Annotated in this window: 12 protein-coding genes; all 12 read right to left on the minus strand. The window is 33.2% G+C overall.

Annotated features, from left to right (window positions below; all coding sequences use genetic code 11):
• Positions 1–20: 20 nt before the first annotated feature.
• The 12 genes from NH341_RS01570 to NH341_RS01625 all read right to left on the minus strand — a co-directional run bounded on the left by NH341_RS01570 (position 21) and on the right by NH341_RS01625 (position 14,498).
• The gene (locus NH341_RS01570) at positions 21–1,529 is read right to left on the minus strand and encodes a lytic transglycosylase domain-containing protein (RefSeq protein WP_073182419.1); all 1,509 of its coding nucleotides are present in this window, start codon (positions 1,527–1,529) and stop codon (positions 21–23) included.
• A 7-nt stretch (positions 1,530–1,536) separates the two neighbouring features.
• On the minus strand, positions 1,537–2,298 hold the full coding sequence (locus NH341_RS01575; RefSeq protein WP_047788142.1) for an exodeoxyribonuclease III: 762 nt from the start codon (positions 2,296–2,298) through the stop codon (positions 1,537–1,539).
• Between the two features lie 65 nt (positions 2,299–2,363).
• On the minus strand, positions 2,364–3,017 hold the full coding sequence (locus NH341_RS01580) for a 3-oxoacid CoA-transferase subunit B (RefSeq protein WP_253055527.1): 654 nt from the start codon (positions 3,015–3,017) through the stop codon (positions 2,364–2,366).
• Positions 3,018–3,095: 78 nt separating this feature from the next.
• Positions 3,096–3,410 (minus strand): four helix bundle protein, encoded by a 315-nt coding sequence (locus NH341_RS01585; RefSeq protein WP_371875250.1) that lies wholly within the window; start codon positions 3,408–3,410, stop codon positions 3,096–3,098.
• Between the two features lie 38 nt (positions 3,411–3,448).
• The gene (locus tag NH341_RS01590) at positions 3,449–4,150 is read right to left on the minus strand and encodes a CoA transferase subunit A (protein ID WP_253055528.1); all 702 of its coding nucleotides are present in this window, start codon (positions 4,148–4,150) and stop codon (positions 3,449–3,451) included.
• A 59-nt stretch (positions 4,151–4,209) separates the two neighbouring features.
• Positions 4,210–6,489, minus strand: a complete 2,280-nt coding sequence (locus NH341_RS01595) for a penicillin-binding protein 1A (protein WP_253055529.1) — start codon at positions 6,487–6,489, stop codon at positions 4,210–4,212.
• The gene (locus NH341_RS01600) at positions 6,489–6,974 is read right to left on the minus strand and encodes a gliding motility lipoprotein GldH (protein ID WP_253055530.1); all 486 of its coding nucleotides are present in this window, start codon (positions 6,972–6,974) and stop codon (positions 6,489–6,491) included. Before NH341_RS01600 ends, NH341_RS01595 begins: the two co-directional genes overlap by 1 nt.
• Positions 6,964–8,400, minus strand: a complete 1,437-nt coding sequence (gene ricT, locus NH341_RS01605) for a regulatory iron-sulfur-containing complex subunit RicT (protein WP_159488807.1) — start codon at positions 8,398–8,400, stop codon at positions 6,964–6,966. The genes NH341_RS01600 and ricT overlap by 11 nt, the downstream gene beginning before the upstream one ends.
• 228 nt (positions 8,401–8,628) lie before the next feature.
• The gene (locus NH341_RS01610) at positions 8,629–10,320 is read right to left on the minus strand and encodes a glutamine--tRNA ligase/YqeY domain fusion protein (RefSeq protein ID WP_159488805.1); all 1,692 of its coding nucleotides are present in this window, start codon (positions 10,318–10,320) and stop codon (positions 8,629–8,631) included.
• 213 nt (positions 10,321–10,533) lie between these two features.
• On the minus strand, positions 10,534–12,384 hold the full coding sequence (locus tag NH341_RS01615; protein ID WP_253055531.1) for a M1 family metallopeptidase: 1,851 nt from the start codon (positions 12,382–12,384) through the stop codon (positions 10,534–10,536).
• A gap of 1 nt (position 12,385) precedes the next feature.
• Entirely contained in the window at positions 12,386–12,790 is a 405-nt protein-coding gene (locus NH341_RS01620) for a hypothetical protein (RefSeq protein ID WP_253055532.1), read from the minus strand.
• A 67-nt stretch (positions 12,791–12,857) separates the two neighbouring features.
• Complete coding sequence (locus NH341_RS01625; RefSeq protein ID WP_253055533.1) at positions 12,858–14,498, minus strand: S8 family serine peptidase; 1,641 nt, start codon at positions 14,496–14,498, stop codon at positions 12,858–12,860.
• Between the last annotated feature and the right edge of the window lie 5 nt (positions 14,499–14,503).

Consider the following 14,503-nt stretch of genomic DNA (forward strand, 5'->3'; position numbering starts at 1 on the left):
TGGTGTTTAGTAGTTGTTTTTTAGCTTTTAAATATTTTAAGTTTCATTCCTGGTTTCAAACTCTTAACACTCCAAATATTGTTCCATTTTTTAATTTCATCAACAGAAACTGATGGATATTTTTTTGAAATAGTCCATAATGAATCTCCTTCTTTAACAACATACACCTCATGCTTACCTGTTGGTGCTTTATATTTTTTCTTTGAAACCTTCTTTGGAACAGCCATTCTTTTAGGATAAACACTTAATCTCTGACCTATTTTTAAATGATGTGTGCGTAAACCATTCCAACGTTTAATATCACTTACTCGTACTCCAAATTTATTAGCTATTTTACCTAGATAATCTCCACTTCGAACTCTGTAACGAATACGTTTATCCATTTCAAAATACTTTGGTAATGGCTTTTCTCTTTTAGCGTCATCTTCATTTGCTAAAGCATATATTTCTTTTTCCTTTTCTAAGAAGTCCATTAAGTTTCTTCGAGGTAATCGAACTGCATAATTTTTTTCTTTTACATATGGAATAATATCTAGCTTATACGACGGGTTTAGAAACGCTAATAAATCAGAATCTATCCCTGTTTTTTCTGAAATCTGATCAAAACTAATGGTTCTTTTTACACGAACTGTATCTGTCTCAAAATTGAATATTTTCGGTGCTTCAGGGTAAATATGGTGCTTTTCTGCATACTCAAAAATATACATCGTTGCATAAAATGCTGGTACATACCCTGCTGTTTCACGAGGCAAAAAAGGGCGGATATTCCAATAGTTTTTATATCCTCCAGAACGCTTTATTGCCTTTGATACATTTCCTGGACCCGAATTATATGCTGCTAAAGCTAAATCCCAATCACCAAAAATTTTATATAGTTGACTTAAGTATTGACAAGCTGCTTTTGTTGATTTTACTGGATCTTGACGTTCATCTACATACGAATTTACTTTCAAATCAAACTGAACACCTGTTCCATACATAAACTGCCATAAACCTGTAGCTCCCACCCAAGAACGAGCGTCTGGTCTTAATGCTGACTCAACAATAGCCAAATATTTCATTTCTAACGGAATATCATATTGATCTAAGTATTGCTCAAACATTGGAAAATAATATTGAGCACGAGCCATTAATGCTGGATAGTATTTTTTTCGGTATTTTAAATAACTGTTTATTACTTTTTCTAACGCAGGATTATACTCTAAATGAAACGGTGTTTTTACGTTTAGGTCTTGTAATCTTTTCTTTAATAAATCTGTTGTTAGAATTGTGGTTGTATTTCCTAAAATATCTTTATCGTTAATTACATATTGAATACTGTCAAACAACGATGAATTAAATTTTTCTTCAATCAATAAGCTATCAATCATCTTTAAATCTTCTGTAGAAAATAGCTCTTGGTTTTGCGATAAGTTTATAGAGTCATTTACCACAACATCAATACTGTCTTTAGCTATAAAAAGACTATCAACAGGTTGTTGCGCAAAAATTGAAGTTGTAAAAAGTAGTAGTGTTAATAATTTCTTCATGTTGGTTTTATAAATCTAATTCAACTGCAATTGGGCAATGATCTGAATGTTTTGCTTCTGGTAAAATATATGCTCTTGAAATTTTATCTTTTAATGGTTCGGTTACCATGTTGTAATCAATACGCCAACCTTTATTATTCGCTCTTGCATTTGCTCGATAACTCCACCAAGAATACTCTTGTTTTTCTGGGTGCAAGTGACGGAAACTATCAATAAATCCACTATTGATAAACTTCCCTAGCCATTCACGCTCTTCTGGTAAAAACCCAGATACTCCTTTCATTTTCGGGTTGTGAATATCTATTTCTTCATGACAGATGTTGTAATCTCCACAAATAACCAAGTTAGGAATTTCTTTTCTTAACTCTGTAGCATAGGTTAAAATTTCATCCATGTAGTTGAACTTATAGTCTAATCGAGCACTATTAGTTCCTGAAGGTAAATACATACTCATTACAGAGACCTCATCAAAATCTACACGAAGATTTCTCCCTTCAAAATCCATAGATTCTATTCCTGTACCATACTCTACATGGTTTGGTTCTTCTTTACAAAAAATTGCTACTGATGAATACCCTTTTTTCTCTGCTGAAAACCAATAATGGTATGGATACCCAGCGTTTTCAAACTCAGTTACATCTAATTGTTCTTTATGAGCTTTGGTTTCTTGAATACATATTACATCAGGGTTCGCTGCTTGTAACCAATCGATAAACCCTTTTTTTAATGCTGCTCTAATTCCGTTTACGTTGTATGAGATTATTTTCATCTATTTTTAAAATACAAAAACGTAAAGCTTAACACTTTACGTCTTTTTTTTATCCTATAATTTTGTTAAATATTCATTTCTGGAATGTCTCCTTCGACCACTAAAGTTCCTTCTGTAGCTGCTTTAATTTCTTCTACAGATACTCCCGGTGCTCTTTCTAATAAGTAAAATTTACTGTCTTTAATTTCTAATACCGCTAGGTTGGTTACAATTTTAGTTACACAACCTACACCTGTTAATGGTAAGGAACATTTTTTAAGTAGCTTCGACTCTCCTCTTTTATTGGTATGCATCATTGCTACAATAATGTTATCGGCAGAGGCTACTAAATCCATTGCCCCCCCCATACCTTTTACCATTTTTCCTGGTATTTTCCAGTTTGCTATATCTCCATTTTCAGCTACTTCCATAGCTCCTAAAATAGTTAAGTGAACATGTTTACCACGAATCATTGAAAAGCTAGTAGCAGAATCAAAAAAACTAGCTCCTGGCATAGTTGTTATAGTTTGTTTTCCTGCATTGATAATATCAGCATCTTCTTCTCCTTCAAAAGGAAAAGGTCCCATACCTAACACTCCATTTTCTGATTGAAACTCTACTTCAATATCATCACGAACAAAATTGGCTACTAATGTTGGAATTCCGATACCAAGGTTTACATAATATCCGTCTTTTACTTCTTTTGCGATTCTTTTCGCTATTCCGTTTTTATCTAACATTTTTAATTTGAAAATTTGTTGATTTGAAAATTTTATAATTACTTCTTTTTTGAAGAAGCTATTATTTTACTTATTATCTTAATAATTGTTTTCAAATCTGTTAGTAACTTCTTTTTTGGGCTTGGGGTAAAATTCTGATTGTTCACACAATAATAACCAATACTCCAATTCATCAGCTTCTTTCGCTGAAATTTTAAATTTATGAATAAAATCTGCTTTACTTTCTGCATTTTGTGCTTCTCTAATATTGGCTCCTATTGATGTTCCACTTCTAAAAACCTGAGATGCCATCTCATAACGATGTAAAGCTCTTATTTCTTCTGAAAACTTGATGATTTCAAGAGATAACTCAAAAGTTAATTTTACAATTAAGTTTTCTTTATCACTTCTCATTGTTACATCTTCAAATTTTCAAATTGATTCATTAAAAACTAATCTCGTTTGCGAACAGTTCGTTGTTCAATTCTCTTCTCATATTTTTCTCCTTGGAAAATGCGTTGTACAAAAATTCCTGGAATATGAATTTGATTTGGATCTAATTCTCCTACTGGGACTAACTCTTCAACCTCAGCAACTGTAATTCTAGCTGCCCCACACATATTAGGGTTAAAGTTTCTAGAAGTCCCTTTAAAAATTAAGTTTCCAGCAGCATCACCTTTCCATGCTTTTACAAAAGCAAAGTCTGCTTTAAATGCTGGCTCTAATACATACATTTTCCCGTCAAACTCACGAGTTTCTTTTCCTTCTGCTACCTCTGTTCCATAACCCGCTGGGGTATAAAATGCTGGAAAACCTGCTTGTGCTGCTCTACATTTTTCGGCTAAAGTTCCTTGAGGTGTTAATTCTACTTCTAATTCTCCAGATAACATTTGACGCTCAAATTCATCATTTTCTCCTACATAAGAAGAAATCATTTTCTTTATCTGACGATTTTGCAATAACAACCCTAAGCCAAAATCATCAACTCCTGCGTTATTAGAAATACAAGTAACATCTTTTACTCCTATTTTTACTAACTCAGCAATAGCATTTTCAGGTATTCCGCATAAACCGAACCCTCCTAACATAAAGGTCATTCCATCTTGCACACCTTGCAATGCTTCTTGTACGTTATTTACTTTTTTATTTATCATTATAGTTGTTGTTTTAAGCTTTATCCTACTAGGTGAGATTTTAAATACTTTACAATTTACTAAAAATCCGTATCGTCTGGCACTGTTTCTTCTTCCTCTCCTTCTTTTGGTTCCTCAACTTTTGAACAGTCTAGGTTTATACTTATATCTTTAGGCTTCTCAAAATTTTCTTTGCTAACTTCTAATGTTTTATCTTCATAACATTTTCTCATGAATATAGCCCATGTTGGTAGTGACATTGTTGCCCCTTGACCATATCTTAGTCCTGCAAAGTGTGTTGCTCTATCTTCTCCTCCTGTCCATACTCCAGTTACTAAATTTGGAACCATTCCCATAAACCAACCATCTGATTGATTTTGTGTTGTACCTGTTTTACCTGCAATAGGATTCGTAAATTTATAAGGGAAACCTGTTACTGCATCTCCTCCTGATGTCCATGTTGATCTTAAACGAGCTCCGGAACCTACTTGAGTTACTCCTTTCATTAAATCTAAAATCACATAAGCTGACTCTTCACTTAACACTTCTTTTGTCTCAGGAACAAACTCTTCTAAAACTGTTCCGTTTTTATCTTCAATTCGAGTAACCATTAGTGGACTAACACGTAACCCTTTGTTCGCAAAAGTTGAATATGCACTAACCATTTCTAATAAAGATAAATCAATTGCTCCTAATGCAATAGACGGATTTGCTTCTAATTTGGATTGTATTCCTGAAGACTCTGCTAGTCGAACTACATTTATAGGTGAGACTTTATCAATTAATTGTGCTGTAATCACATTTACTGATTTTGCTAAGGCGTCTTTTAACGTTAATTCACCTCCATATTTACCTCCTGCATTTTTTGGTGTCCAATCTTCTGGCATTCCATATTTTTCCTTCGGAATGGTGTATGGTGTGTTTGGTAATTTATCACAAGGTGACATTTTTAATTGATTAATTGCAGTAGCATATACAAAAGGTTTAAATGTAGAACCTACTTGGCGTTTTTGTTGCTCAACTGCATCATATTTAAAGTATCTATGATTAATTCCTCCAACCCATGCTTTAATGTGGCCTGTTTGAGGTTCAATAGACACCAAACCTGAACGCAAGAAGTGTTTATAATGACGTATTGAGTCATAAGGAGTCATTACTGTATCACGTTCACCTTTCCACGTAAAAATACGCATATCAGTAGCTGTGTTAAACACCTTATCTATTTCTTTTTCAGACTTACCTGCTGCTTTCATTCGCTTATAACGGTCTGAATTTTGCTTTGCTCTTCTTATTATTTTTTCTATGTCCTTTTTCCCTATATCATAAAAAGGAGCTTTTTTATTTCTTTTTTGTTCTTTATCAAAATATGATTGAAGGTTTTCCATGTGTTCATAAACCGCTTCTTCAGCATATTTTTGCATACGAGAATCTATAGTAGTGTAAATTTTTAATCCATCTCTATAAATATTATACTCTTCTCCATTTGGTTTTGGGTTTTCTTTAACCCACTCTTTTAAGATACTTCTTAAATGCTCTCTAAAATATGTTGCTAAACCGTCACTATGCCCTTCTCTGTTTATATTAAGTCCTAGACCTAATTTTTGTAATGAATCTTTTTGTTTTAAAGTAATAAACTCACTTCTATTCATTTGCTTTAAAACAACATTCCTTCGTTGTTTTACCATCTCTTTTCTCCTTAAAGGATTAAAAAGGGAAGAGTTTTTAAGCATTCCTACTAGCATTGCAGATTCTTCTATATCTAACTCTTTGGGTTCTTTTCCAAAATAAATTCGAGCTGCTGAACGAACACCTACTGCTTGATTTAAGAAGTCATATTTATTCAAATACATGGTTATGATTTCTTCTTTAGTATATTGACGCTCTAACTTAACAGCTACTACCCATTCTTTTACCTTTTGAAGTACTCTTTTAAAAATGTTTCGAGAGGCTTTTTTCGTAAACAGCATTTTTGCTAGCTGTTGGGTTATTGTACTCGCTCCTCCACTTCCTGGTTTTAAAATAGCTCTTGCTGTTCCTCTAAAATCAATTCCTGAATGTTCATAAAAGCGCTCATCTTCTGTTGCAACTAACGCTTTTACCATATTTTGTGGAATGTCTTTATATTTTATAGGTGTTCTGTTTTCAACAGCATACTTACCTAAAGTTTTACCATCAGCTGAAATAATTTCTGTAGCTAAATTATTCTCTGGGTTTTCTAATTCTTCAAAAGTAGGTAGCGCACCAAACACTCCCCAAGAAGCTAGTAAAAATAGTAGGCAAACAAATAAGAACCCTCCTAAAATGATACCCCAAAACCATTTAATGTACTTACTAAAATTTGTTGTTTTTTTCTCTGTCATTACTTTATTTTTTCTATTCTAAACCCTACATGAGTAATTCCTTCTAATTCTGCAATTCCTTCTAATTCTCCATTTTTTCGCATGGCTTGTCGAACCTTAAAAGTATATTCTCCTTTTCGGGGAAACGTTATGTTTTCTTTATAAAAAAGTTTATTCTCTTTAATGTCTGTAAAACCTTGTCCTAAAAATTTTCCTGTAACATCAGCCATATCATATTCCAAAGTGTCTATGATTATTTGCCCATCAGGAAAATTCATTTGTGTAATTAAAAAAAGATTACTGTATGCATAATCTTTATTATTTCTAAGGTTTATAAAAAGGTTTTTCTTACCAATAGAGTCATTAATTGGAAATGTAAACTGTATTGCATTTTTTTTATTCCATGAGCTTTTAGGAAGCGCAATATAATTGTCAAACTCACTATTTGAGTCGCATGAAGCTAATAGTATGGCTACTAAAAAAATGATGCCAATTTTACTTCTCATTATTGGTATTGTTTTTATTATCGCTATTATTTCTTTTTCGTTGATTGTTGTTTTTTCTTCTAGGGTTTCTCGGTTTTTTTTGTTGTCCTTGTGGTTTATCAGTTGTTTTACTTTCTGGTTTTGGTTTTCTAGTTTTTGGATTGTTTTTAGGTCTTGGTTTCCTATTATCAACTCTCTTTTTTTCTGTTTTTTGGCCTCCTTCAGTTTTTTCCGTTTTTCCTTGTGGTTTTTTCTTTTGCCTTTTATTTGTTTGTGGCTGTTTATCTACTTCCGCTTTATTTGCTGGTTTTCTTTTTCTACGCCTACTGTTTTTACGACTTTTTTTAGGTGCATCAAAACGCGTTAAACTATCTTGACCAACAACATTCTCAAAATCGACAGAAACCTCTTCAGCTATCTCCAATTCATATTCTTCTAACGGTAACGCAAGTTCATTATTTTTGTTTAATTCTATAATCTCTTGAACTTGATCTAACGATAGTTTATACCATTTAAAACTTTCCTCTTTGTAGGTATACCAAAGTAATTTTTTGAATATGTCCATTTTAACGAAAACAGCATCTCCTTTTTCTGTTTTTAGCACTTTATCTTGCTTCGGAAAGCTTTGTAATGCATCTAAATACGTGTCTAATTCGTAGTTTAAACAACACTTTAGTTTACCACACTGTCCTGCTAACTTTAATGGGTTTAATGACAGTTGCTGATAACGGGCTGCTGCTGTATTTACTTTTCTAAAGTCGGTTAACCAAGTAGAGCAACATAATTCTCTACCGCAAGAACCAATTCCTCCTAAACGAGCTGCTTCTTGGCGCATTCCTACCTGACGCATTTCTACTCGTATAGAAAAAGCACTAGCTAAGTCACGAATTAACTGACGAAAGTCTACACGTTCGTCTGCTGTGTAATAAAAAGTAGCTTTGGTTCCGTCTCCTTGATATTCAACATCAGAAAGTTTCATTTTTAACCCTAAACGGCTAATAATTTCTCTTCCTTTTCGTTGTGTTTCTAACTCTCTTCCTCTGGCTTCTTGCCAAACATCAATATCTTTTTGAGATGCCTTTCTGTAAATTTTCTTTACATCATCACTATCTGCAGTAATTTTTCTTTTTTTCATTTGAACTCTTACAAGTTCGCCTGCTAAAGAAACAATACCTACATCATGCCCTGAAGATCCTTCAACTGCAACCACATCTCCCATTGAAAGGGTTAAGTTTTCAGGGTTTTTATAAAAGTGTTTTCGTCCATTTTTAAAACGGACTTCAAAAATATTAAATGGTGCTTCACCTGAAGGTAAAGTCATATTTGATAACCAATCAAAAACAGCGAGCTTATTTCCACTTCCACATGTACCTGTAGCACAATTTCCGTTACTCTTACAGCCATTTGGCACACCGCTTTTGTTAGTTGAGCAACTGCTACAACTCATACGATAGTATATTTTTTTGAAATATTTTTTAAACCTGTGCATTTACAGTATCAAAAAATATTTTTATTATTTGATTTTCAGTCGTATAAAATTTACTTTATGACAACTATCCTTAATCTGTAAAGATACATATTCTAATGAAAAGTGAAAATTGATTTTTTTGTTAAAAAAAATGCTGCTTTTAAGTTAAAAAGCAGCATTTTTTATTTTTTTTTATGTCTTTAGGGGCTATTTGTTCTTCTTTGCCCAATTATCTCTTAGTCCAACCGTTTTATTGAATACTAAATTTTCTGCTGTTGAATCATCATCTACATTAAAATATCCTAAACGTTGGAACTGAAAACGATCTCCAATCTTTGCTGTTTGTAAGCTTGGTTCAACGTAAGCCGTAATTTTTTCTAACGAATTCGGATTTAAAAATTCCATAAAATCTTTGTCTTTATGGCTGTCTGGTGCTTCATCTGAAAACAACCTATCATACGCTCTTACCTCAGCTTTTACTGCATGTTTTATAGAAACCCAGTGTAAAGTTCCTTTGACCTTACGCTTACTTTCTTCTGTTCCACTTCCTGATTTTGTTAATGGATCATATGTACAGTGAATTACCGTAATGTTTCCATTTTCATCTTTTTCTACACTATTAGCCGTGATGAAATACGCATTCTTTAAACGCACTTCTTTTCCTAATTTTAAGCGGAAGAATTTTTTGTTTGCTTCTTCTCTAAAATCTTCACGCTCTATATAAATCTCTCTTGAAAATGGAACTTCTCTTGTTCCTGAATTTTCATCTTCTGGATTGTTTTCAGCAATTAAAATCTCATCTTGATCTTCTGGATAATTATCTATTACCACTTTTACCGGATCTAAAACAGCCATTACACGATTTGCTGTTTTGTTTAAATCTTCTCTAATTTTAAACTCTAGCAATGCTACATCAATCACGTTTTCACGTTTAGAAACTCCTACCGTTTCAATAAAGCTACGTATAGAAGCAGGTGTATAACCACGACGACGTAATCCTGAAATAGTTGGCATACGTGGATCATCCCATCCTGAAACGATTCCTTCTTCAACCAACTTCATCAACTTACGTTTACTCATTACGGTATAACTTAAGTTTAAACGTGAGAATTCTCTTTGTTTTGGTGGTAATGGGTATTCTGATTGACTATATTCATACACATTATCTCTAAACCAATTGTATAGTTCACGGTGCGGTTTAAACTCTAGTGAACATAGTGAATGAGAGATTTGCTCTATATAATCACTTTCTCCGTGTGTCCAGTCGTACATTGGATAAATTACCCAGTCACTTCCTGTACGGTGATGCTCTTTCTTTAAAATGCGGTACATAATAGGATCACGCATTAACATATTTGGTGAAGCCATATCTATTTTAGCACGTAACACATGAGAACCTTCTTCAAATTCACCGTTTTTCATACGTGTGAATAAATCTAAATTTTCTTCAATACTTCTATCTCTATTAGGTCCTGCTACTCCTGGTTGCGTTGGCGTTCCTTTCTGTTCAGCCATTGCTTCAGAAGATTGGTTGTCTACATATGCTTTTCCGTCTTTAATTAATTGAACTGCCCAATCATATAATTGTTGGAAATAATCAGAAGAATAGCATTCTTTTTCCCACTGATACCCTAACCAAGCTACATCTCGCTTAATAGCGTCTACATATTCTTGCTCTTCTTTTGCTGGGTTTGTATCATCAAAACGAAGGTTTACTGGAGCATTGTATTTTTCTCCTAAACCAAAACTAATACCAATAGCTTTTGTATGTCCTATATGTAAGTATCCGTTTGGTTCTGGCGGAAAACGAAAACGCAAATTTTCTTTTGGCATTCCATTTGCCAAATCTTCTTCAACAATTTGCTCTAAAAAATTCAATGATTTCTTTTCTTCTGACATCTTTATAAATTATGTACGTGTTCTATTTTTGTTACCTTCTATTGTTCTCTCTTAAAATAGAATCAATTAAGAGCTTCCTAAAAGGTTTAAGCAACAAAATTACATAGAATCTATGAGATAATTACACAAAGAAAATTATGGATTATTTTTTTTAATAAAAAAACGGAAAACCTGTATAGATTTTCCGTTTTAATAATTTTATTTGGTTTGAACTTACTTTCCGAACGAATTGTTTTCTTGATTTACATCTGCCATTAGTTTTGATGGATCAATTTCAACTGATTTCACCTCTTTTTTTGTTGTAAAAGTGTATGTTGGATGTGCAAAAGTCCAATCTGTAATAACTGTAGCATTGGTTGGTTTCTCTCCACGCATCATACGTAACGGAATATTGAATGATTCTTTTGAGCCGTCTGTGTACGTTACCTCAACATCAATAGGCATTGGCATTTGACCAATACGTTCTAAGGTAATTTCTTTTCCGTTTACTGATTTTATTCCGTAATCAATAGTATGTGTTGTTTGCGTCCATTCATTTAAATACCAGTCTAACTGAAGTCTTGAAACTTTTTCAGCAGTACGTTTAATATCGTTTGGAGTTGGGTGTTTAAAAGAAAAATCTTCAAAATACTTCTTCAACGTTTTTGCTACATTTTCTTTTCCAATAATATATTCTAATTGAGATAAGAAAATGTTTCCTTTTGAATAACTCGCTACTCCATACGCTGTATTTGTATGATACCTATCAGCATGTGTTGTTAAAGGTTCTTCAATATTATTTTTTACCACATAATTATACCCTCGGTAAGATCCAGCATGTGGATTTTTTTTTCCTTCTCCTAAAATTTCATTTTCTGCTTTGTTTGAAATATAAGTGGTGAATCCTTCATCCATCCAAGGATGTTTACTTTCGTTAGTTGCTAACAAGAATTGAAACCAAGTATGTGCTAATTCGTGTGCTGTTACTCCAAATAAGCTTCCCCACTTACGTTGTCCTGTAATTAATGTACACATTGCATATTCCATACCTCCATCTCCTCCTTGAATAACTGAGTATTGCTTATATGGATACTGACCTATGTGCTCACTAAAATACGTCATTAGTTCAGCTGTTTTAGGTTGTAACTTTTTCCAGTTCTCTAGATATTCAGCATCTAATGTTTTTTTGTAAAGAAAATGTAAATCGATTCCATTATCCATTTTATAGGTATCATGAATAAACTCAGGATCCGCTCCCCAAGTAAAATCATGTACGTTTGGCGCAGTGAATTTCCATGTTAATTTATCTCCTGACGGAAGGTTTAACGGTTTTGTTTTGTCTTCGTAACCATGACCGACTTCTTGTGGGTTTTGGACATATCCTGTTCCTCCAACTACATAATTTTTATCAATATGAAGTGTTACATCAAAATTACCCCAAACTCCATGGAATTCTCTTCCTAAGTATGGTGGTGTATGCCAACCTTCAAAATCATATTCAGCCATTTTAGGATACCATTGTGTCATTGACAAAGCAACTCCTTCAGCACTATTACGACCTGAACGACGGATTTGTTTTGGTACTTGCGCATCAAAAATCATATCGAACGTTACACTTTCCCCTGGTTGAATTGGTTTGTTTAATGTAACTTCTAAAATGGTTCCAACAGTTTCGTGTTTTACTACCGAACCGTTTTGTTTTAAAGAACTTACTTTAATGTATCCTATTTCTGAAGGTGATAATTTACTAATACGATCTCCTACTCTTCTATCTGGATCTTGAATATTTCTTGAACGAACATCCATTTGTGAGTTTGGTTGAAATGCATTGAAATATAAATGATAGAATACTTTATTTAATGCATCAGGCGAATTGTTTGTATACACCAATTTTTGTGTTCCTTTATATTGATATGTTTTAACATCCATATCAATATCCATAGTATAATCAACATGTTGCTGCCAATACCCTTGGCTAGATTGCTTGTGTACTTTTGTCTTTGTTTCGGTTTTGTTTTTTGCACTATTTACGGTAGCACAAGAAATAACCGGTAACAATAAAAGGCTTAAGATTATTTTCTTCATATTAAACTGGTTTAATCCCCATTGAGGTTAGTGTTTTCTTAAAATCGCTTAGTTCTTTTTCATTTTTTAACACTGGAAAACTACGTCTTTTTCCATTATGTAATTTTAGAAAAATTCGTTCTCTTCCGTAGGCTTTTCTTGTTTCTATCCCTTCTATTTCATTAAGTAAGTATTTAGATTTCCATGATCTTTTTACCACGTAATAAAATATTACTACTACAGAAACTACTGCAAGTAAAAACATAAAAACAAAAAGAGTTTCATTGTTTTTATAACTCATTAAATACAACTGAACTCCCATATTAATTCCATTAATTAACATCAAAGAGATTATTAACCATGAATGCATTGGCACTTCATCTTTTATTGTTAATTCCTGTGTTTTTTTGTTGAATTCTAGTTGCATGTGTTTTCTTATAACAAAAAAAGAGCATCAAAAAATAATGCTCTTTTTTAGCTTGTTTATACTGGTTTTATTTTCTTCCGTTTACCATTCTATCAGCCATTCTTACTGCATTGTATGCATTTACAACACGCCCTGATACTGATAATTCTGAGAAAGGAACTTTTACAGGCGCAGTACCATATCTAGCTCCTGTTCCTGGTTTATTAACTTCTAAATCTATCTTCGTTCCTGAATTCATTAAAATATGCTTTACTTGACTCGCTGTTAACTCAGGATAATAAGAACGCACTAATGCAGCAACTCCTGCTGCTGCTGGAGACGCCATTGAAGTTCCGTTAAACTTCTTGTATTCATTCTCTGGAGTAGTTGAATATACTTGTACTCCAGGAGCAAACACGTCTACATTCTTTTTACCATAGTTTGAAAAAGCTGCTGGTAATTCTTCATTATAGTTTGCACTCATTGCTCCGATTGTTAAGAAATTATCTGCAACTTCATTCATTAAATCTGGTGCATCGTTAGGGAAAGTTTTCTCTACATCAATATTTTTACCGTCATTTCCTGCTGCATTTACGATTAATACATCTTTAGATGCTGCATATTTAATTGCATCGTAAACCCACTCTTTGTTTGGTGAAAAAGCCTTTCCAAAACTTGTATTAATTACTTTCGCTCCATTATCAACTGCATAACGAATACCCAAGGCTACATCCTTATCGTACTCATCTCCTTCAGAAACTGAACGTACAGCCATGATTTTTACATTGGCAACCCCGTTCATTCCTTTATCGTTGTTTCTTGTTGCTCCAATGATACCTGAAACGTGAGAACCATGCGCTTCATCTTTTTCAGAATGACCTATATTACCATTTCCATATCCTGGTTTATCGTTAATATCATACGCATTATCACCAACAACAGTACGGTAATCTGTTTTTAAGTTATCTTCATTTATCGTAGCTATAGATTTTTTAATATCACTAGACAAATAATCACTGGTTTCTTTTAATGAAGAAAAACCATAGCCAAAGTACATTTTAGCTATACTAATTGCATCTTTTACGTTTTTATCTTTAGTATTTATACTCATTATCTCCTCAGCTGAGTATGCATCCTTATTAAGGTGCTTTTTTATTTGTTCTTGTGCTTTTTTAACATTTGCTAAACGGTTTTCCATATTTAATTTTCTCACTCTTGCTTCTTCAACTTTTTTCGCATGAAAATTCTTCACCTCAGCTAATAGTTCTGCACTTGCAACTTCTGGTTTCATTAAAATACGTTCGTATTCTAAATGTTCTTTGTATGAGTCTCCTAAAAAGTTCCATCCATTAATATCATCAACATATCCATTCTTATCATTATCAATTCCATCTCCAGGAATTTCCTTAGTATTTACCCATGCTACATCAACTAAATCTTCATGTTTTAAATCAGTTCCAGAATCAACGACACCAACTACAACTTCTACATGCTTTTTCCCTTTTAAAAACTCATAGGCTTTATTTACACTCATTCCTGGAATTGTATCTGTAGCCAAGTCTAAATGCTGCCAGTTTTCTTGCTCATAGTCTGTTAATTCAGCTTTTTTCGCTGGAATGTTCACTACGGTATTACTTCCTGCTGGCACAGGGATTTTGCTTACTGTTTTACAACTAGCCAAGGTAGCCACTGCAATTGCCGAGTAAAATACGGGCTTTAAAACTCTCATAATCT

The organism is Tenacibaculum sp. XPcli2-G (genome assembly GCF_024124505.1).
GTDB lineage: Bacteria > Bacteroidota > Bacteroidia > Flavobacteriales > Flavobacteriaceae > Polaribacter > Polaribacter mesophilus.

What these genes read in the sequence shown, in the direction of transcription:
- NH341_RS01570 (WP_073182419.1), bottom strand. Translation starts at nt 1,529, where the DNA reads ATGAAGAAATTATTAACACTACTACTTTTTACAACTTCAATTTTTGCG.
- NH341_RS01575 (WP_047788142.1), bottom strand. Translation starts at nt 2,298, where the DNA reads ATGAAAATAATCTCATACAACGTAAACGGAATTAGAGCAGCATTAAAA.
- NH341_RS01580 (WP_253055527.1), bottom strand. Translation starts at nt 3,017, where the DNA reads ATGTTAGATAAAAACGGAATAGCGAAAAGAATCGCAAAAGAAGTAAAA.
- NH341_RS01585 (WP_371875250.1), bottom strand. Translation starts at nt 3,410, where the DNA reads ATGAGAAGTGATAAAGAAAACTTAATTGTAAAATTAACTTTTGAGTTA.
- NH341_RS01590 (WP_253055528.1), bottom strand. Translation starts at nt 4,150, where the DNA reads ATGATAAATAAAAAAGTAAATAACGTACAAGAAGCATTGCAAGGTGTG.
- NH341_RS01595 (WP_253055529.1), bottom strand. Translation starts at nt 6,489, where the DNA reads ATGACAGAGAAAAAAACAACAAATTTTAGTAAGTACATTAAATGGTTT.
- NH341_RS01600 (WP_253055530.1), bottom strand. Translation starts at nt 6,974, where the DNA reads ATGAGAAGTAAAATTGGCATCATTTTTTTAGTAGCCATACTATTAGCT.
- ricT (WP_159488807.1), bottom strand. Translation starts at nt 8,400, where the DNA reads ATGAGTTGTAGCAGTTGCTCAACTAACAAAAGCGGTGTGCCAAATGGC.
- NH341_RS01610 (WP_159488805.1), bottom strand. Translation starts at nt 10,320, where the DNA reads ATGTCAGAAGAAAAGAAATCATTGAATTTTTTAGAGCAAATTGTTGAA.
- NH341_RS01615 (WP_253055531.1), bottom strand. Translation starts at nt 12,384, where the DNA reads ATGAAGAAAATAATCTTAAGCCTTTTATTGTTACCGGTTATTTCTTGT.
- NH341_RS01620 (WP_253055532.1), bottom strand. Translation starts at nt 12,790, where the DNA reads ATGCAACTAGAATTCAACAAAAAAACACAGGAATTAACAATAAAAGAT.
- NH341_RS01625 (WP_253055533.1), bottom strand. Translation starts at nt 14,498, where the DNA reads ATGAGAGTTTTAAAGCCCGTATTTTACTCGGCAATTGCAGTGGCTACC.